Origin of the sequence: Thiococcus pfennigii (assembly GCF_016583835.1) — a bacterium.
Taxonomy (GTDB): Bacteria; Pseudomonadota; Gammaproteobacteria; order Chromatiales; family Chromatiaceae; genus Thiococcus; species Thiococcus pfennigii.
In genome coordinates this window covers 1-19531 of the sequence record NZ_NRRW01000032.1, presented here as the reverse complement: position 1 = coordinate 19531, position 19531 = coordinate 1, and the positions used below count along the sequence as shown (strand labels likewise).

At 66.3% G+C, this 19531-nt stretch carries 11 protein-coding genes; 6 read left to right on the top strand and 5 right to left on the bottom strand.

The window, feature by feature from the left end:
- Positions 1 to 106: 106 nt before the first annotated feature.
- The 5 genes from CKO41_RS11470 to CKO41_RS11450 form a co-directional block, all read right to left on the bottom strand.
- On the bottom strand, positions 107 to 2491 hold the full coding sequence (locus CKO41_RS11470) for a putative bifunctional diguanylate cyclase/phosphodiesterase (RefSeq protein WP_207143991.1): 2385 nt from the start codon (positions 2489 to 2491) through the stop codon (positions 107 to 109).
- Positions 2481 to 5582, bottom strand: coding sequence for a chemotaxis protein CheB (locus tag CKO41_RS11465; protein ID WP_200382327.1), 3102 nt, complete (start codon positions 5580 to 5582; stop codon positions 2481 to 2483). Before CKO41_RS11465 ends, CKO41_RS11470 begins: the two co-directional genes overlap by 11 nt.
- Positions 5583 to 5821: 239 nt before the next feature.
- Positions 5822 to 14653: a GH36-type glycosyl hydrolase domain-containing protein gene (locus CKO41_RS11460; protein ID WP_200382326.1), complete on the bottom strand. Its 8832-nt coding sequence runs from the start codon at positions 14651 to 14653 to the stop codon at positions 5822 to 5824.
- 118 nt (positions 14654 to 14771) lie between these two features.
- Positions 14772 to 14990, bottom strand: coding sequence for a hypothetical protein (locus CKO41_RS11455; RefSeq protein ID WP_200382324.1), 219 nt, complete (start codon positions 14988 to 14990; stop codon positions 14772 to 14774).
- Positions 14991 to 15029: 39 nt separating this feature from the next.
- Entirely contained in the window at positions 15030 to 15218 is a 189-nt protein-coding gene (locus tag CKO41_RS11450; protein WP_200382323.1) for a Thivi_2564 family membrane protein, read from the bottom strand.
- Between the two features lie 1078 nt (positions 15219 to 16296).
- On the opposite strand from CKO41_RS11450, the gene CKO41_RS11445 reads away from it, so the two are divergent.
- From CKO41_RS11445 to CKO41_RS11420, 6 genes are all read left to right on the top strand, one after another.
- Complete coding sequence (locus CKO41_RS11445) at positions 16297 to 16554, top strand: CsbD family protein (RefSeq protein WP_200382322.1); 258 nt, start codon at positions 16297 to 16299, stop codon at positions 16552 to 16554.
- A 263-nt stretch (positions 16555 to 16817) separates the two neighbouring features.
- A complete protein-coding gene (locus tag CKO41_RS11440) occupies positions 16818 to 17045 on the top strand; it encodes a CsbD family protein (RefSeq protein ID WP_200382321.1) in 228 nt (75 codons plus the stop codon).
- A gap of 166 nt (positions 17046 to 17211) precedes the next feature.
- Complete coding sequence (locus CKO41_RS11435; protein ID WP_200382320.1) at positions 17212 to 17541, top strand: BON domain-containing protein; 330 nt, start codon at positions 17212 to 17214, stop codon at positions 17539 to 17541.
- A gap of 57 nt (positions 17542 to 17598) precedes the next feature.
- Positions 17599 to 17757 carry a DUF3309 family protein gene (locus CKO41_RS11430; protein WP_200382319.1) on the top strand — a complete coding sequence of 53 codons (159 nt, stop codon included), beginning with the start codon at positions 17599 to 17601 and terminating at the stop codon, positions 17755 to 17757.
- A gap of 55 nt (positions 17758 to 17812) precedes the next feature.
- Entirely contained in the window at positions 17813 to 18226 is a 414-nt protein-coding gene (locus CKO41_RS11425) for a BON domain-containing protein (protein ID WP_200382318.1), read from the top strand.
- Positions 18227 to 18254: 28 nt separating this feature from the next.
- Positions 18255 to 19334 carry a DUF2333 family protein gene (locus CKO41_RS11420; protein WP_200382316.1) on the top strand — a complete coding sequence of 360 codons (1080 nt, stop codon included), beginning with the start codon at positions 18255 to 18257 and terminating at the stop codon, positions 19332 to 19334.
- Positions 19335 to 19531: the final 197 nt, after the last annotated feature.

The following is a 19531-nucleotide window of genomic DNA, read 5'->3' as shown; positions in this document are numbered from 1 at the left end:
GGTTAGGTGGCGACGCGGCCGAAGGGTGAGGACGCCCCGCTCTTGACCCGTCTCGCCGCCCGCGGCCCATCGCGCCGGTCGCTGGAGGCGCCGCGCGAAAATCCAATCACCGCTCGGCTGGGCCCCACCGGGCGCCCGATGGAACGAGGGCCGAATGGTGGCGGAGCCAGTCGGCGAACTCGTCGCCCGCCATCGGGGTGCCAAGATGGAAACCCTGTAGCCGAAAGCAGTGACGCTGACGGAAGAATTCCAGCTCCGCCTCGGTCTCGATGCCGACTGCGGTGACATCGAGCTGCAACGCCCGGCCGAGGCAGAGGACGGCATCGATCATGGCGGGCATGTAGCCGACAACGTCCAGGCATCGCACCAGGTCTCGCTTGATCTTCAGTTGGTCCAGCGGCAGTGCTTTCAGCACGCCGAGACTGCAGCCGCTCAGCGTCAAATCGTCGAGGGCCAGTCGCACGCCGAGTTGTTTCAGCTCGTCGAGGACTCGCCGTGCTGCCTCGACATCCTGCATCAAGGAGGCCCCGCCCAGTACCAGCGTCAGGAAGGCAGGATCGATCCCGCTGGCCTGCACCGCGGCGGCCACCTCCGGCAGGAAGGCCGGATGGCGCAACTGGCGGGCCGAGATGTTCACGGCCATGGGGATCGGCGGCAGCCCCTCTGCGCACCAGGCTCGCTGCTGGCGAGTGGCCTCCCGCAGGACCCAATGGCCGATCTCGCGAATCAGCCCGCTCGCCTCGGCGACGGGCAGGAAGGTCGCCGGCGCGATGTCGCCGTCGCCCGCCTGCGGCCACCGCAGCAGCGCCTCGGCCCCGACGATCGTCCCGTCGCGAATGTCCAGCACGGGTTGGTAGACGAGCTGGAACTCCGCGTGTGCCAGGCCCCGCCGCAGCCGGTCTTCCAGCTCCTGCGCGAGCCGCGCCTGGCGGTTGAGCGCTTCGGTCATGAATTGAAACTGGCCATGACCGACCCGCTTGGCCTGATACATGGCCCGGTCGGCACCCCGGATCAGATCGCCGATGCCCTCTCCGTCCCGGGGGAAGAGACTGATGCCGATGCTTGGCACGCAATGCAGTTCCAGACCCTCGATCCGATACGCCGGCGCCAGGGCCTTGATGGCCTGGCGCGCCGCGCGGGCCGCGTCGTCGCTGCCATGGATGTGCGGCAAGACCGCGATGAACTCATCCCCACCGACCCGCGCGACCAGGTCCTCGGCGCGCAACGCCGCCTGCAGGCGTTGCGCCAAGGCCCGCAGGAGCTTGTCGCCGACGGCATGCCCATGCACATCGTTGATGGGCTTGAAGCGGTCCAAGTCGAAATAGAGCACCGCCAGCGCGTCGCCTGAGCGCCGGGCGCTCGCCAGCATGTGCTCGGCCATCTCTACGAGCAAGGCGCGACTCGGCAGCCCGGTCAGGGGGTCGTGCTGGGCCAGGCGGATGGCGCAGTGCTCGGATTCCTTGCGCCGGGTGATGTCCTGCTGCACCAGCAGCACGCGATCGAGCGGGCCATGGTCGTCGGCCAGGGGATGCAGGCGGGCCACCATCCAGCGATAGCCTCCATCTCGGCACCGCCGACGATATTCGAGCTCGTGGGGTCTGGTTCCGGCCGCTTCGAAGTGGGCGAGGTCGGTGCGGAACCGTTCCCGATCCTCGGGGTGCAGCCGAGCCAGCCAGTCGTCCAGGCGCTGCCGGCCCTCGACGGCCGCCTGTGCGGACCCTGGCTCGGATCCTGGCCCAGAGCGAGGCCCGAATCCCGGCGGAGGGGCTATCTCGTCGGTCCGCGGATGCCATTCCCAGAAAGTCACCTCGGCAATCTCCGCGACCAGGTGCAAGCGCGCCAGGGCATCGCGCCGCGCACGTTCACCCTCTTTCAAGTAGGTGATGTCGCTCAGGGTGACCAGCCATAGGCGGCGCCCGTCCGGCGATTCAGTTCGAAGGCTCGTCTCGAGCCGGACCCAGATGGGCGGGGCAGGCCCCTCGTCGGGACGTCGCAGGCGCAGCTCGCAGGTCTGGGTTTCCTCCGTGGACCAGAGCCGTTGCCAGCAACGATAGAGGGTGTCCTGATCCGGGGGTACGATGAAGCGCGTCAAGGGTTTGTGGATCAGGTCGTTGCGCGCGGTGCTGAGGAGGCTGGCCGTGGCCAGATTGGCCTCCTCGATGAGCTCGGCCTCGTTCAGGGTGAGATAGCCGACCGGTGCCAGATCATAGAGGCTGAAGTAGCGCGCCCGCGAGACCTCCAGCGCCTCTTGGGCGAGCCGCAGCTCCTCGTTCTGCATCTCCAGCTCGATCTGATGTACGCGCAGCTCGTGTACAAGGTCGGCCGTTTCCTCGATAGTCCGCGCGCGAGGCTCCTCCAGACTGGCCACTGCACGCAGCCGCTGCTCGGCGCGCCGCCTCAGTGTTGCGGCATCGACCGCGCTCGGCGGGTCGGGCGGCGGGTCCGACCGTGATCCATCGGTCCCTTTTCGATCATCCTGCTCACGCGTCATGGCGATTTCCCTGGGTTGTCGCCGCGGGCGAACCCGTGGTGGCCTTGGTAACTGCATCGGGGGCTCGCCCGGTCAGGTCGGCGATGGCGATGAGTACGGCGCCGGCCCGACCGGGCGTGGCCTCCAGTACGCGGGCATTGAGGAGCAGCGTACGCCGTCCGATCCGCGGAAAGACCTGGGTCACCGGATACGCTTCCAGCGGGTTGCCTCGCGACTGGAGCGCGACCAGGCGCTGTCGCAGGGCTGGAATGTCCCATTGACCATCGCCCAGCGCCCAGAAGGGTCGGCCCTGGACCTCCGCCGGGTCCACCTGAAAGTGTTGATGGTAGGCCCGGTTGGCCGACAGTACGTGTAGCTGGGGATCCAGCACCAGGAGCGGCTCGCGCACCGTGTCGACGACCCCCTCGGCGAAGGCGCGCGCCTCCTGCAGCTCGGCCTCGATCGCCTTGTGCTGGGAAATGTCCGCGAAGGTGATGACCGCGCCCTCGATGACGTTGTCCAGCGTGCGGTAAGGACCGATGCGCATCCGATACCAGGCCCCTGCGCGGCTTTCGACCTCGCGCTCCTGCGGGACCAGGCTCGTCAGCACCTCGTGCACGTCCGCTTCGAGCTCGGTATAGGCAACCAGATTGCAGGCGATATCGCCGACCGGCCGGCCGACATCGGACGGGATCAGCTTGATCAGCTGGGTCGTGGCCGGGGTGAAGCGGGTGATCCTCAGGCCGTAATCGACGAACAGGGTGGCCACGCCGGTGCCGGCCAGGAGGTTGTTCATGTCGTTGTTGGCGCGCGACAGATCGGTGACCTTGGTTTGGAGCTCCGCATTGACGGTCGCCAGCTCCTCGTTGACCGATTGCAGCTCCTCCTTGGAGGTCTCCAGCTCTTCGTTGGCGGACTGCAATTCCTCGTTGACCGACTGCATCTCCTCGTTGGTCGATTTGAGCTCCTCGTTGGCGGTCTCCATCTCCTCGAGCGTGGCCTGGAGATATTCCTCCTTGGCCCGCAGTTCCTGCTCCAGCTCCGCGATGCGTGCCGCCGCCCCTGGCTCGGCCAGCTCCCCGGTGGTCGCGGCGGTGGCCTCGATCGGCTCGGCCGGCTCCGCTGGCGTCGCGTCGTCGAGCACCACGAGAAAGAGATCCGCAGCAGCGGTGGTGCCGACGGTGGACGGCACCGGGCATACCGTCAGGTCAAGGCGGACGAGGTGCCCAACGGTCTTCACGCGCAATCCGGGTACGCGGACCACCTCCTGCCGCGCGACGGCCCGCTGCAGCGCGCTCGTCAGGTCGCGGCGCAGCCCCTCGCGCGCCATCCTGAAGAGGTTCATGGCGGCCTCGCCGGGGGCCGGCTCCAGGAACTGCCCGGTGCGGCCATGGAAGTAGAGGATCTCGCCGCGGGCGTTGGTCAGGATGGCCGCCGTGCGGAAATGGCGCAGCAGGGCCTGCTCGGTGAGGGTGCGCAGATCGATCCGGTCGGCGGGCGGTCCGGGTCGTGCCCCTGTCGGCGACGGCGGCCCAGCGACTGGTGGCGGCGACATGAGATCACCGAGCCGCGGCGGCGACTGGGGGGTCAGCGGCTCCAGGTGGAGATAGCTCTTCCATTTGCGACTCAGTGGCGAGAACAGCGTCAGGGCATCGCCGACGCTCTCGGAGCTGCCGAGGAACAGCACGCCGTCGGGCTTCAAGGCGTAGTGAAACAAGGGGATCAGGCGCCGCTGCAAGGCGCCGTTCAGGTAGATCAGCAGGTTGCGACAGCTGATCAGATCCAGCCTGGAGAAGGGCGGGTCGCGGATGAGATCCTGCTCGGAGAACACCAGGAGATCGCGGATGGCCTTTTGGATGCGGTAGACCCCGGCCTCCGGGTCGAGGGAGAAGAAGCGCGTCAGCCGCTCGGGGGAGACATCGGCCGCGATGCTGGCCGGATAGACCCCGGCGCGGGCCCGGGCGATGGCCCCGGCGTCGATGTCGGTGGCGAACACCTGCACCCGGAAAGGCTGTCTGAGCGTGTCCTGGTGTTCCTGGAGCAGGATGGCGATGGAGTAGGCCTCTTCCCCGCTCGAGCAGCCAGGGACCCAGACCCGCACCGGGGCGTCGGCTGGCTTGCCGGCGAACAGCCGTGGGATCACCTCCTGCTCCAAGGCCGCGAAGGCCTCGGGGTCGCGAAAAAAGTTGGTGACGCCGATCAACAGGTCCTGAAACAGCGCCGCAATCTCCGCCGAATCCTGGCAGAGATAGCCTACGTAGTCGTCCTGGCGCGTGATCTGATGCAGCGCCATGCGCCGCTCGATGCGCCGCACCAGGGTGCTCTGCTTGTACTGCGAGAAGTCGTGACCGGTGGTGTCGCGCAGCAGGATGCCGATCTTGGCCAGCGCGTCCTCGACCTTGGTCGGCGGGCCGGCGGGCGCCGGGGGGACTTTGCGAAAGGCGTGCGCGACATAGTGCATGATCTGCTGCGCCATCTCGCCCGGCGCCAGCACGAAGTCCACCAGCCCGGTGGCGATGACGCTGCGCGGCATGCTGTCGTAGGCTGCGGTGTCGGGAGCCTGCGCGAGCACCAGACCACCTTCGCCCTTGATCGCCCGCGCCCCCAGCGTGCCATCGCTGCCGGAGCCGGAGAGCACGACACAGATCGCCCGCTCATGCTGGTCTTGGGCCAGCGAGCGAAAGAAGAAATCGATGGGCAGCCGCAGCCCCCGCGGCGCGCTCGGCTGGAGCAGGTGCAGCCGACCATCGAGCAGGGCCATATCGAGGCTGGGTGGAATGATGTAGGCGCAGTCCGGCTCGACGATCATGCCATCCTCGACCTCGTGGACGGGGATGCGGGCGTGGCGCCTGACGAGCTCGCTCAGGATGCTCTTGTGATCGGGGGCGAGGTGTTGCACCAGGACGTACGCCATGCCCGTCTCGCCGGCGATGCCGGAGAAGAAGGCCTCGAACGCCGCCAGCCCGCCGGCCGAGGCACCGATGCCGACGATCGGAAAGCGGTCCTTGGGCGGTGCGAACGGCTCGACAGCGGTTCCGTCATCGGCGGGCAGATCGGTCGCCGCGGGCTCGGCGCCGTTTCGATCGCCATCCTGTTGCGTGTCGTCAGACATGGTCGTACTCCGAGAATTCTGGGGCGCGCGGGAGGGATGCCCGAGGGGGTCGAACGTCATGCTGGGCCGGTCAGGCGCGGCACGGGTTGGCTTGTTGCGCCCCGGTCTCGGGCGGTGTCTGACACGAACCCGAGCCTAAACGATCTCCTTGTAAGATTAGTTTACCCGTATCAGACCGTCGCCCCTCTCCCAGCGAGCGAGTGTCCGCCGCCCGATCGCGCGGGGCCGCGCGACCCGATTTATCCGGGCTCGCCATCCGATCCGACGCCCCGCGCCGTGACCCTGATCTGGACCAGGTGCTCGTTGCCGTCATCGACCAGCGCAATGGTCTGCGCGCCCAGGTCCTGGCCATCGACGCTCAGGCGCATCGCCCGACCGCTGGTCTTGGTCGCGGTGCCGGTCGCGCATCGCGCCTGCGTGATCTCGATGTGATAGAGGCTGCTGCGGTAGCGATAGTGCAGCTTGAACCCTTCCCAATCGGGCGGCAGGCAGGGGTTCACATACAGGCTGTCGACCTCGAGCCGCAGGCCTAGTAGCGACTCCAGGATCAGGCGGTACATCCAGCTCGCCGAGCCGGTGTACCAGGTCCAGCCGCCTCGCCCGATATGGGGCGCGATGGCGTAGACGTCGGCGGCGACGACATAGGGCTCGACCTTGTAGGTCGCGATCTCCTCGGGCGAGCGGCCATGATGGACCGGGTTGATCAGCGAGAAGAGCTCCCAAGCCCGCCGAGCGTCACCCATGGCGGCGAAGGCCATCGTCGCCCAGATCGCCGCATGCGTGTACTGTCCGCCGTTCTCCCGCACGCCTGGGACGTAGCCCTTGATGTAGCCAGGATTCAGGTCCGAGGTGTCGAAGGGTGGATCCAACAATTGGATCAGCCCCTGGTCGCGGCGCACGAGCCGCGCATCCAGGGCCTCCATGGCCAGGCGGCGACGCTCGGGGTCGCCGGCACCGGAGAGCACCGACCAGCTTTGGGCGATGGAATCGATCTGGCATTCGGCATTGGTCGCCGACCCCAGCGCCGTGCCGTCGTCGAAGTAGGCGCGGCGATACCAGCCGCCGTCCCAGCCATGCCGCTCGATGCGCTCGCGCAGCTGCCCCGCCTCTTGCCGGCAGCGCCCGCCGAGGGCCGAATCGTCGCGCCGCTCGGCGAGTTCGGCAAACCGCATCAGCACCTCGTAGAGGAAGAAGCCGAGCCAGATGCTCTCGCCCTTGCCCTGGATCCCGATCAGGTTCATGCCGTCGTTCCAGTCGCCGGAGCCGATCAGCGGCAGGCCATGCTCGCCGAAGCGGAGCCCATGCAGGATGGCGCGCACGCAGTGCTCATACAGGCTCGCAGTCTCGTCGGATTGACTGGGGAGATCGTAGTAGGATTCGTCCTCGGCGTTGACCGGGCGACCCTCCAGGAACGGGATGGGTTCATCCAGCACCCCGGTGTCGCCAGTCGTTGACACATAGCGACAGGTGGCCAACGGCAGCCAGAGGAAATCGTCCGAGCAACGGGTGCGCACGCCGCGCCCCGTCGGCGGATGCCACCAGTGCTGCACGTCGCCTTCGCGGAACTGACGGCCCGCGCAGCGCAGCAGGTGCTCGCGCACGAGGCCCGGCTCGGCGTGGACGAGGGCCATCGTGTCCTGCAACTGGTCGCGAAAGCCGAAGGCGCCGCCCGATTGGTAGTAGCCGCTGCGCGCCCACAGGCGGCAGGCCAGCGTCTGGTAGAGGAGCCGGCCGTTGGCCAGGCAGTCGAGGGCCGGGTCGGGGGTCTCCACCTGCACGGCGCCCAGTACCCGTGACCAGTGCCGATGCACCGCCTCGAGGGCGGCCTGCGCGGCGATCGCTCCCCGGCAGCGATGGACCGAGCTGCCGGCGTCGTCCGTGCCGCGGCGACCGACGACGCCTAGCCGGAAGACGATCTCACGTGTCTCGCCGGCGTCCAGCTCGAAGCCCACCTGGAGGGCGGCGCAGGCGTCCAGGGCCGCCCCGACCTGACCGGATAGCCGCGCCCGCGTCATCGCGGCCGGATGGGCGAGCGTCCCGTTGCGACCGAGAAACTCGGTCCGGTCGCCGGTGAAGGTCCGCAGCGGGTCGTCGACGTCGAAGAAGGCCACGTGCGAGGCCATCTCGGTGTTGTAGGGGTTGCGTGCGAACAGGGCGCCGCTGGCCGGGTCGATCTCGGTGATGATATGCAGGGCCGATTTCGGTCGCAGATCCCCGAGCACCCACTCGACATAGCCGGTCGCCGAGAGTCGGCGCGGCTGCCCGGACAGATTGCGCACCTTCAACACCGAGAACTTGATCGGGGCGTCGACGGCCACATAGACCCACAGCTCCGAACGGATGCCGGCCTGCGTATGCTCGAAGACGCTGTAGCCGAAGCCGTGGCGGCAGACGTAGGGCGCCGCACCGCCGGCGGGCAGCGGTGTCGGCGACCAGTAATGGCCGCTCTCCTCGTCGCGCAGGTAGAAGGCCTCGCCGCTCGCATCGCTCACCGGGTCATTGAGCCAGGGCGTCAGGCGGAATTCGTGGGCGTTCTCGCTCCAGGTGTAGGCCATGCCACCCTCGGAGATGACCGTTCCGAATCTCGGGTTCGCCAGCACGTTGACCCAGGGCGCGGGGGTTGTCCGGCCGGGCCCCGTCGTGATGACGTACTCGCGGCCATCCGGGGCAAAGCCCCCCAGTCCGTTGGCGAAAAGCAGACCCGGCCGCGGTCGTGCCGGGCCAGCGGGCTCGAGGCGGTGGGCTCGGGTCGGCCTCAGCCGCGGTACGCGCTGTGCCATCGGGCCACGCCGATCGAGCTGTTCCGCCAGGGTGCCCCGGCGGTCGCTGAGGATCGCCCGCGCCACCGTTTGGAACAGGATGCGGTCGTCGTCCGAGATCTGATCCGCGGGTCGGATGAAGATGCCGCCGGGGCGGTCCACCACATGCGCGCCGACACCGGCGGCGATGAGCCCGAGGATCTGGTCGTGGAGCTGTTGGCGGTAGCCGGCGTGGTCCTCGTTCCAGATCACCAGATCCACGGTGAGTCCCTTCAGGCGCCAATAGGCATGGGCCTGCACGAGCTGGCGGACCAGCTCGATGTTGGCCGGGTCGCTGATGCGCAGCAGCACGATCGGCACGTCGCCGGACACCGCGTGGCTCCAGAGCCCCGATTGTCCGCGGTGGTTCTGGCCCAGCAGGCTCGCCTCGGCGCGCAGCGAGGCGTTGATGTAGAGGATCGAGCTGGCCAGCCGGCCATAGAGCTGGGCGTCGGCCTGGCTGGCATTGAGCTGGCGCAGCACCACCTGGCTGTGGGTCCAGGCCAGATCGAAGACCCGGTCGGCGAGGCGCTGATCCTGATACTTCTCGGCCAGGCCCAAGGCGATCTCGCGGGTCTCGCCGATGCCCGAGACCATGTCGATCGTCGCGGATCGATCGGGATCGATGGTGAGCGCGTAGCGGATGGCCGCGATCGGGTCGAGCACGGAGCCCTCGCTGCCCGAGAGCGCGCCATCCTCGGTCAACGCCACTGGGTCTGCGACGGTGCGGCCGCGCCCGATGAACCGCATCCGGTCCGTCTCATAGGACACGGGGCCGCATTCCGCACCGCGCACCACCATCAGATGCAGTAGGCAGGGTGCGGGTTCGTCCTGGGAGCGGGGTCGGCGGTTGCAGAGGATCACCGCCTGTGGTCGGAGGCACTCGGTCTGCACGAACAGGTTGCTGAAGGCCGGATGGCTGGCATCCGCCGCCGGCGGGGCGAGTACGACCTCGGCGTAGCTGGTGACCTCGATGACCCGGGGCTTGCGGCCGCGGTTGGTGAGGCGCACCCGGCGCAACTCGATGTCATCCTCCGGCGAGACGGCGATCTCGGTGTGGGTATCGATCTCGTGGTCGCGGCGGCGGAACTCGGCGCGGCCCTCCGAGAAGATCGCCTCGAAATGGTCCGGCGCTCGGGTCGTCGGTTGATAGCCCGTCGACCAGAAGGCGCCGCTGTCGAGGTCGCGGAGGTAGCAGAAGGCGCCCCAGGCATCACAGGTGGTGTCTTCGCGCCAGCGGGTCACGGCGAGGTGCTTCCAGCGACTATAGCCGCCACCCGCGTTGGTCACCATCACATGGTAGCGCCCGTTCGACAGGAGCTTGACCTCGGGGATCGGGGTGTTGGGGGTGCTGTAGACGCGCTCCGGCGGTGCCTGACCGCTCGATACCGCGCGCAACTCGGTTTGCTCGCCGGCGGTGTGCCAATAGAAGGCTGGGGTCTTCGGGATGCGCTCCTGGAGCAGCAACAGGGTCGCCTGGAACCGGGGCGCCGCGGCAAAGCGCCGCTGCATCGGACGGTCCAGCAGCAGAGAGTTCAGCGACAGGAGGCTCATGCCCTGATGATGGGCCATGAAGGACTGCACGACGGCGCTTGTCTGCCCGCGGGGCAGCCGGCTGGGCGTGTAGTCGATGGCCTCGAACAGGCCGAAGCGGCCGGCCAGCCCGGCCGTGGCGAGGCGCTGCAGATTGCGGCAGGCCGCCTCGGGCTCCACCATCAGCGCGAGCGCCGAGGCATAGGGGGCGATGACCAGATCCTCGGCCAGGCCGCGCTTGAGTCCCAGACCCGGCACCCCGAAGGCGCGGTACTGGTAGTTGAGCTGCACGTCGACAGTGTTGTAGCCGGATTCCGACACGCCCCAGGGTACGCCGCGTTGTCGTCCATATTCGATCTGTCGGGCCACGGCCGTGCGATAGGTCTGATCGAGCAGGGTGTTGTCGTAGGTCGGCATCACCAGAAGCGGCATCAGGTACTCGAACATCGAGCCGCTCCACGACAGGAGCGTCGGCGCCCCGGCGGCGATGGTCAGCAGGCGGCCCAGGGCAAACCAGCCCTCCTGCGGCATCTGGCCTTGGGCGATCGCGACGAAGCTGGCCAGGCGCGCCTCCGAGGCCAGCAGGTCGTAGTAGCTCGTATCCCGGCGATATTCGCGTACGTCGTAGCCGATCGCCAGCAGGTGCCGCGTGTCATCGAACAGGAAGCCATAGTCCATCTGCGCCAGCTCGCCGGCCTGCCTGGCCAGGTCTTGGAGCGCGGCGATCCGCTGGTGGGCGCGGTGGCTGGCGAGCTGCAGGTGCTGCCCGGGCCGCAGGAGTCCATCGGGCTCCTCGAAGGACATGGCGGTGGCGGTCATGGCGGGACCGGGCCGAGGCCCCGGGGTGGCCGATGTCCCCCCCGGCAGCCGGGCCAACTGGCTCAGGGTCAAGTCGGCGTCGAGTCGATCGAGGGCGGGGCACGCCGCGCGTGCCGTCGCGGGCAGGGCCAGCCAGGGCGCGAGAAACCGTATCTCGTCCAGGGTGTCGCGGCATTGCCGTACCAGGGCCTGGGCCCAGTGGCTGGCCTCGCTCTCCGTTTCCCCGGGTAGGTCGCGAGCCCCGTCCTCGGCCTGGCTCGACAAGGCCGCGAGGCAGTCGTGGGCCGCCGCCAGCCTGGTCGGGGGGAGCTCGCAGGCCGAGTCCAGGGTCCGTTGGAACCGAGCGAGCGGGTCCGGCATGGCCCCCTCGAGCGCATCGACCAGGACCCCCCAGGTGTCGCGGATCCCCTCCAGCCAGCGCGACCCGAGGATCGGCGCATCCACCAGTGCGAGCAGACCCGGCTGCAGGGTCAGCAGGTGTCCCGCGAGGTTGCCGCTGTCGACCGAGGAGACGTAGTGCGGCTGCAGCGGCTGGAGCGACAGGGTGTCGTACCAGTTGTAGAAGTGGCCGCGATGCCGCTCCAGTTCCGCCATCGTGCGCAGGGCACCGGCGGTACGTTCGATCAGTCGCCCGCTCGGCAGGTAACCGAAGTCATGGGCGGCCAGAGTCGCCAGCAACGACAGCCCCATATTGGTCGGCGAGGTCCGATGGGCGACCCGGGCGACCGGATGGTCCTGCACATTGTCCGGCGCCAGCCAATGGTCTTGGGCGCCGACGAAGGTCTCGAAGAAGGCCCAGGTCTTGCGGGCCAGGTGGCGCAGAAAGCGATCCTGATCGGCGCTCAGGCGCGCCGGGCGGCGGGTCAGCGGGCGACTCAGCCACCAGGCGAACGCCGGAGCGCCGAGCCACAGCAGGAGGATCGGCGCCGCCACGGCCAGCGCGGCCGGGTTGACGATCGCCAGCGCTAGGGCCGTCACCAGGGTGAAGACCGGGGCGATGAGCATCATGCGGTAGAAGCCGACCAGGTCCGCGCGTCCCTGATCGAAGGCGCCCGACCAGGTCCACTCGAGCAGGCGCCGATGGGAGACCCGCAGCCGCCACAGGGTGCGCAGCACCGCGTCCAGGCTGAAGAATGCCTCGTACGGGAGACAGGCGAGCGTGAAGAGCGCGTGCGCCAACTGCTGGCCCGCCGCGCGGGCTGCCGCCACGAGGTGGGCACGCCAGCCGATATCGCCGGGCTTGTCCAACGAATTTCGCAGCGCGGTCGCCAATGCCGGGACCAGGGCGATGCCCAGCACGGCCAAGGTCCAGAGCCAGGCCGATGTCGGCAGCGTCCAGCCCAGCACGAAGAGCAGGACCAAGGCCGTCGGTGCCAGGCTGCGCCGCAGGTTGTCGGCCAACTTCCAGCGCGACAGCCCCGAGAGCGGATTGCGGCGCTTGACGCCGTCGCGATCGGCGACCCAGGGCAGCAGCCACCGCGCGATCTGCCAATCCCCGCGAATCCAGCGGTGACGTCGGCTCACGTCCGCGCTGTAGTAGGGGGGATGGTCCTCGTAGAGCTGCACGTCGCTCAGCAGCCCGGAACGGGCATAGCACCCCTCGAGCAGGTCGTGACTGAGGATCCGGTTCTCGGGGAAGCGCCCGCCGAGGGCCTGTTCGAAGGCATCGACGTCGTAGATCCCCTTGCCGATGAAGGAGCCTTCCTGGAACCAATCCTGGTAGACGTCCGAGACGGCGTGGGTGTAGGGATCGATGCCCGCGTCGCTGCCGCACAGCCGCGCATATCGCGACCGGTTTGCGCCGGTCAGGCTCACGGCGACGCGGGGCTGGAGGATCCCGTAGCCCGCGCCGACCCGCTGCCGATCCGCATCGTAGCGTGCCTGATTGAGCGGGTGGATCATGGCGCCGACCAACTCCCTCGCCACATCGCGCGGGAGGTCGGTGTCGGTATCCAGCGTGATCACGTATCGGATGCCGATCAAGATGGCCGAGTCGCCGACGATCCGCGAGAAGCGCCCATCGGCCTCGCCGCGCAGCAGGGCGTTCAGGTCGGCGAGCTTGCCGCGCTTGCGCTCGTAGCCCATCCAGATCCGCTCCTGCGCATTCCACAGGCGTGGGCGATGGAACAGGAAGAAGGTGTCTCCGGCGCGTCTGGGATACTTGGCATTCAGGGCCGCGATCCGTTGCGCGGCGAGCTGCTCCAGTGCTGCGTCTTCCGGGCGCGTCTCCGTCGGGGCGTCGCGCAGATCGGTCAGCAGGCCAAAGTGCAGGTTGTCGTCCCGATTGGCCAGGAAGCGCACCTCGAGGGCCTCGACCAGATCCTCGACGCCCTGGGCGCTGACGAGGAAGGTTGGTGTCACCACCAGGGTGCGCGCCTGCGGTGGGATGCCGTTGGCCAGGTCCATGCGCGGTAGCGGTCGGGGCCTGGCCAGCAGCGTCGCCAGCCAGTTCACCAGTGCCACCGCCAGATGACTGGTGCCCAACGCAGCCAGGACGCCCAGCGGCACCAGTGGCCAACCCATCATGCCGTCGGCCTGGGCCATGGCGAGCAGGCCCCAGGTGAGGAGCCCCGTCAGCAGGGCGATCGAGCCTAGATACGCGCCCAGGGCCGCTTGGGGCACCCGCCTCCCCAGCGGCCGACGCATGTCGGCCTGCGCACCGCTCTCGGACCCAGGGGACCCGGCTGCGACCCGGCGCTCCAGAAGCGTGTGACCCCGATCGATCAGGTAAAACCCGACATGGCTGGCGCGTTCGGGATCGGCCGAGTCCTTCGCGTTCACCTGGATATCCGCTAGGCCCTCCTGCGCCCCCGCTCGGGCCAGCTCGAGCGCGTGTCGGGCCACCTCGGTCTCGGACCGGCGGCCCTTTCTGGCGACCTTCTCCACGACGTGGCGGTAACGGTCGCGAGTGGCGAAATCCATCCGTCCATAGACCCCGTCGGGATCCTCGCGCAGGATCCCCTCGACGAGGCTCATCGTCTCGACGAACTCGCGCCAGTCCATCGCTCCCAGGAAGCGCAGACTGCCGATGCTGTTGCCGATGGACACCTGATCCGCGGCCTGTTGCTGATTCTCCATCTGAACCAGCTGCTCGATCGTCTCGCCCGTTTCGGCAAGCTGCTGTTCGATCCAAGTCAGCGGCAGGGCCAACGCCGGGCTACGGCCCTGCAGTCGGCGGGCCATCTCCGCGACGAAGCAGCTCGACATCGGCGGGCCCGAGCGGGCCATGTCGGCGATCGTCAGGATCAGGCTCTTCGGATCGCGCTCGACCATCGCCGCCATTTCATCGGCCCACCGATCGGCCAGGTCCTGGTCGCTCCGAGTGACGGCGACTCGCACTGCGACGCGCCGTAGATTCTCGATCAAGGCCAATCGCAGCATGATCGGAATCGCCCAGAGCTCGCCCAGCTTCAGGGGCGCGACCGTCTGGTAGGCCGCGACGAAGTGACTGAGATTCTCTGCGTCCACCCGGCCATCGCCATGGGCGATGATCTCGCGGGCGATGTCATAGGCGCGTGTTGAGCCGCCCGACCGGCCGCCGCGCAGCCGCGGTAGCGCGCGGCTGTAGCCCTTGGGCAGGTGCCGCTTGGCCGTGCGGATCTGTTCTTCGATCAGATAGAAGTTGTCGAGCAGCCACTCGCCGGCTGGCACGATTCGGTAGCCCTCGGCGAGGGCCTCCATCAACAGCCGGGAGACGCCGATCAGGAGCCGCTCATTCTCGGTCAACCGATTGAGCAGGCGATCCGTTGCATGTCCAGTCGCCAGGACGTGGGAGTTGGCCAGACTTCGCCCCCACTGCGCCATCTGGACGGCGCTCAACAGCTCGCCCCGAAGCGGTGGCTCGTCGCCGATGTCCTGGCGCGAAGGGCGGTAGCCGAAGAGGTCCACCCTGAGGTCCAATAATGCCTCGCGAAGGCGCATAGTGCTTACCAGACAAGGTTTCTGTCGCTAGACCTGGAGCACCCCTTCCCCTGACGCGCCAATGGAGACTCGGTCGTGCTCGTTACTCTCCCGAGATGGCCCTCGCAAAATGGCAGCGTCAGCTGTTCTTGGGCACGAACAACAGGAGTGCCCCGGCCAAGATCGCGGCCACGCCGGCCCAGATTGGCACCACCACCGTCTCTCGATCCTCAAGGGTCAATTCGATCGGTCCAATCTTGGCTTGCTCCGTCCCCTTCGTATAGCTGAAGCTGCCGTAGCCCAACCCCAGTGCTCCGGCCAGGATAAGCGCAACGCCGGCAATCTTGAGTGTATTCATGTCGATTTCCTTCAGCAGGCGCCCCGGGTATCTAGGCCGCTACTCAACCCGCACCGCGGACATGTCCCCCAGGATCCCGAACGCAGACAACAGCCAAAGGATCACGACGATGATGACGACGACATTCAGAATCTTCTTTATCGTCCCGTCCATCGGTATGTAGTTGTTAATCAGCCACAAAATGACCCCAACCACGACCAGGGTAACGACCAGGTTGATCAACGGCATGGCACGACTCCTTGGATAGATGTGTAGCGACGGCGCCGCGACCCCGTTTCCGGGGACGTCTTGGCGCAGTAAGCTCCGGCGTTCAATGCGCATCCAGATTAGGGTGGCGTCATTCCGTCGTCTGTTCGGTTCCGCACATAGATTACGCTGGTGAAAAAAGGGGCTGCTGCGCCCTCGGCCGGAGCCTAGGTGACGATTCAAAAACAACCGGCGCATCTTCCTTTAAACTACGAAACACGCGAAACACACGAAAAGGCAGAAGATACGCCGGAGAATCCGCCGTTTTTCGCGGCTTTCGCGGCTTTCGCGGCTTTCGCGGCTTTCGCGACTTTCGCGCATTTCGTAGTTTCTTGTCTTCCGCGTGCTTGTGTCGGTCGTTTCTGCACCGTTCCTAGGAAAGGGATACCTGGCACCTTCCTCCCCCGGCGCGGCTGGCTTCAGGCCGAGTGAGACGAGCTCGGACGGTTCTGGGCGCTGGGCGCCGGCTAGGGTGTTCAATCTGGCTGGTCTCACCCTCGTTTCGCTCATGCAGTTTTCGTCCGGTCCTGCACGGACTGATTCGCTATACAGGTCAATGTCTTGCCGATCTCATGGCATGATTTCTCCGTCAAGAGATCGAGGGGCCGAAAAGTGCGTGAAAGCCGTCAGATTGAACTCCCTAGGCGCCGGCCTTGCTCATAAGACCGGCCAAGGTACGCTGTCTCGATGATGTATGGCGAAAAACCTGACGCAATCGCAGTGCATCCCGGTGGGCCGTCGACGGAGCGTTCGACCGGTGGTCGCTGTTGTGAATAAGCCCTGAGCGCAGGCCGGGCGGCGATGGGAAGAATCTTTGACTATGTCGGCTGGCGAACAGAACGAGGAGGAATCTGGTCGTACGCTCCCGACATCGTCACATTCCGCCCCCGGGGCGTCCGCCTTGCGGTCTCGCTGAGTATGCGCGGGGCGCGGAGTGCGATACAGGCGAGGCCGGCTGTCGTGGCGCGCTCTCTCTCGGATGCGCACGGCTGATTTGCAAAAAGGGGTGCTGCGACTCGGAAAAGGGCCCGCGGCTCCCATCAACCGAAAGGTGGCGAGGATGAATTGGAATCGAGTCGAGGGTAACTGGAGGCAGGTCAAAGGCAAGGTCGAGGAGGCCTGGGGCCGCTTGACCGCTGACGAGTTCTATAAGGTCGCCGGCAAGCGGGATGTGCTCGTCGGCCGTATCCAGGCCAAATATGGCATCGTACACGACGAGGCCGATTGGATCGTGCTGGCTTTCTTCCCGGTCGGACCAGCTGTATCCGGATCGAACAAACTGGGAGACCAGGGCCAAGGCGGGGTGGCAATGCGATAAGACTCTGCGCTATGTACGTTAGCGAACGGAACGAGAAGGCGCCCGGTTGTAGGCTCCATATCAATGTCGCATTCCCTCCTCCGGGCCGCCGCCTGGCGGTCTGGCCTGAGTGCCCCCGGAATCGGGTGAGGGGCGGAGCGCGGCATGAGGTGAGACAGGCCCTCGCGCCCCGATTTCTCTCGGACGTGACCGACCAAGCTGACGAGAGGGGCCGGCCGCTCGGATTAAAGACAACGGCTCTTAGCAACTGAAAGGTGAAGACGATGAACTGGAATCAGGTGGAAGGTAACTGGAAGCAGGTCCAGGGCAGGGTCCAGGAGACTTGGGGTCGCTTGACCGATGATGAGCTCGACAAGATTGCCGGTAAGCGGGATCAGCTCCTCGGTCATATTCAGGCCAAGTACGGCATCGCGATGGAGGAGGCCGAAAAGCAGCTCCAGGAGTGGGAGAAGACCAACGACACCCGGGACTGGAAGGAAGCCCACAAGTAACGGGATCCCCTGTTGCTTGGCCTGAGATAGAGGCGCATGGGCCGTGCCGCCCGGCCTAGCGGGCGGCACCGCCCCATTCACCAGTAAGCAAGACCGAGCATCGCAGCACCCCCGTGAAATACGGCGCTGTGATCGCCCGAGAATCCCGCGAATCCGGAGCGAGACGATGCAGCAGGGAACACGGACTTGGGCTGCCCGATTTGTCCCAGGCCTCGCGTTGGTCGCCATGCTGGCGGGCTGTGGGTCTACTGGGCCTCGTCAGGTTACGGCCCGGTATATCGATGACAGCGTCATCAAGATCAACGTGCGGGCGGCGATAGTGAATGATGCCTCGCTCGCGGTCAGGCAACTCGGCATCGAGACCTACAATGGTGTTGTCGAACTGAGTGGCGTCGTCGATTCTCAACAGGCGGTGGCGCGAGCCGGTAAGGTCGCGCGGTCGGTCGATGGTGTGCGCAGCGTATCGAACAGCCTGCGCGTGGAGGCTGGCAGCTGAGCGCCAAGCAGCGCCTACATTCTTCTTGAATCTTGCGTCGATGTTGGGGGCACGACTATGTCACTCGGCACACTCTTACTGATCGTTCTGATTCTGATCCTGGTTGGCGTACTACCGACCTGGCCGCATAGCCGGGCCTGGGGGTATACGCCCAGCGGCGCGATCGGTCTGGCGGTGGCGATCCTGCTGATCCTTCTCCTATTGGGAAGGATCTAACCGCTACCGCAACCGTTCTTCGCCAGACGCCTCAATCCACCAAGGAAACAACCTCATGAATTCATACACTAGATTCTCGCTTGTCGCCTCTCTGGCGCTGGCCTTCGCATTCGGGTCCGTCGGTTGCGAGCAAGAGGGGCCTGCCGAAGAGACCGGCCAGGACATCGATCAGGCGACCGAGAAGACCGGGGAGAAGATGGAAGCGGCAAAGGAGTCGGTTGGAGATGCGGCCGAAAGGACAGGTCAGTACATGAGCGATGCGATGATCACGGCCAAGATCAAGGCCGGGATGCTCGCCGACCCCTTGCTCGAGGTACTTCGGATCGAGGTGACCACGACGAATGGCGCCGTGAAACTCAGCGGTGTCATCGATTCGCAGGAGAGCATCGATAGAAGCATCGAGATAGCCAATGGTATCGAGGGCGTGAGGTCCGTCGAAAGCGCGCTCGTCGTGACAGGCGCGGAATAGAAACAGATTACATGATAGGAGGTCTAAGATGGACGCCGGACTAGCACCGAAGGTACCACTGAAGAAGACGGTGGCCAAGGTCGTCGAGATCTACCACCCCCGCACATGGAGGGAGAAGGGCCTGTGGTGGACGGCTGGCCTGTTCCTGGGGACCTATCTGGTGATTGTCATCGTCCTCGGCATCATCTGGTCACGCACGCCGGGCCAGTTCGATGTCAAGCAGTACGCCTTGGAACTGGTTGGCAACGATGAAGCCAATCTTGTGCCGGGTACGGTGACCACGGCCACGGCCATCGGGCAGGTCAGGACCTTGCTCGATAAGCCCGGCGGCTACCTGACAAATGACATATTTCCACCAGGGGTTTACGTGGACAATATGCCGAACTGGGAGTTCGGCGCCTTGACCGAGTTGCGAGACCTGGCCAGCGCGCTGCGCAACGACTTTAGCCGAGCACAGACGCAGTCCGTGGAAGATCCCGACCTGCAAGTCGCCGAACCCCGGTTCAATTACGATTCGCAATCCTGGATCCTCCCGTCGTCCGAGTCGGAATATCGGACCGGAGCCGAGGCGGTAGAGCGCTATCTCGCGCGCCTCTACGACGCGAACGACGAAGACGGACAGTTCTTCGCCCGCGCGGACAATCTGACCATCTATCTGGGCGTGGTGGCAAAGCGCCTCGGCAGCTTGGCGCAGCGGCTGTCTTACGCGCCAGGGCAGACCCATCTCGATACGTCACTCGCCGGCGAGCCGAGTGCCGTCAAATCGACCCAGGCGGTCTCTGACAAGTTGCTGATCGAGACCAAGACGCCCTGGTTGGAGATCGACGACGTGTTCTTCGAGGCGCGCGGCTACACCTGGGCGCTTCTGCATAGCCTGAAGGCCATCGAAGTGGATTTCGCCTCGGTGCTCGAGGACAAGAACGCCACGGTCTCCGTGCAGCAGATCATTCGCGAGCTGGAGAATACCCAGAAGACGATCTGGAGCCTGCTGATACTCAACGGTACCGGGTTCGGACCCATGGCCAATCACTCGTTGATCATGGCGTCTTACATCTCCCGCGCCAACTCTGCGATCATCGAACTGCGTGAGTTGCTGGTGCGCGGCTAGAAGAAATGAGTCCCGCCCGGAGGGCATGGATACCCCCCGAACTGCCATCATCTTGGATGCCTCGAAAGAAGGCACTTAGGATGCCGTTTCTCAATCTGGAGGTCGCCATGACGCATTGGACCAGAACGGGCCTATTGGTTGCGCCGCTGTTGGTCTTCGCGGCGGGGGAACCCGCGTCCGCGCAGGACGCCTTGGGG

Coding starts and splice junctions, on each gene's coding strand:
- CKO41_RS11460 (WP_200382326.1), bottom strand. CDS start 14,653: ATGCGCCTTCGCGAGGCATTATTGGACCTCAGGGTGGACCTCTTCGGC.
- CKO41_RS11435 (WP_200382320.1), top strand. CDS start 17,212: ATGCAGCAGGGAACACGGACTTGGGCTGCCCGATTTGTCCCAGGCCTC.
- CKO41_RS11470 (WP_207143991.1), bottom strand. CDS start 2,491: ATGACGCGTGAGCAGGATGATCGAAAAGGGACCGATGGATCACGGTCG.
- CKO41_RS11465 (WP_200382327.1), bottom strand. CDS start 5,582: ATGTCTGACGACACGCAACAGGATGGCGATCGAAACGGCGCCGAGCCC.
- CKO41_RS11425 (WP_200382318.1), top strand. CDS start 17,813: ATGAATTCATACACTAGATTCTCGCTTGTCGCCTCTCTGGCGCTGGCC.
- CKO41_RS11440 (WP_200382321.1), top strand. CDS start 16,818: ATGAACTGGAATCAGGTGGAAGGTAACTGGAAGCAGGTCCAGGGCAGG.
- CKO41_RS11420 (WP_200382316.1), top strand. CDS start 18,255: ATGGACGCCGGACTAGCACCGAAGGTACCACTGAAGAAGACGGTGGCC.
- CKO41_RS11445 (WP_200382322.1), top strand. CDS start 16,297: ATGAATTGGAATCGAGTCGAGGGTAACTGGAGGCAGGTCAAAGGCAAG.
- CKO41_RS11455 (WP_200382324.1), bottom strand. CDS start 14,990: ATGAATACACTCAAGATTGCCGGCGTTGCGCTTATCCTGGCCGGAGCA.
- CKO41_RS11450 (WP_200382323.1), bottom strand. CDS start 15,218: ATGCCGTTGATCAACCTGGTCGTTACCCTGGTCGTGGTTGGGGTCATT.
- CKO41_RS11430 (WP_200382319.1), top strand. CDS start 17,599: ATGTCACTCGGCACACTCTTACTGATCGTTCTGATTCTGATCCTGGTT.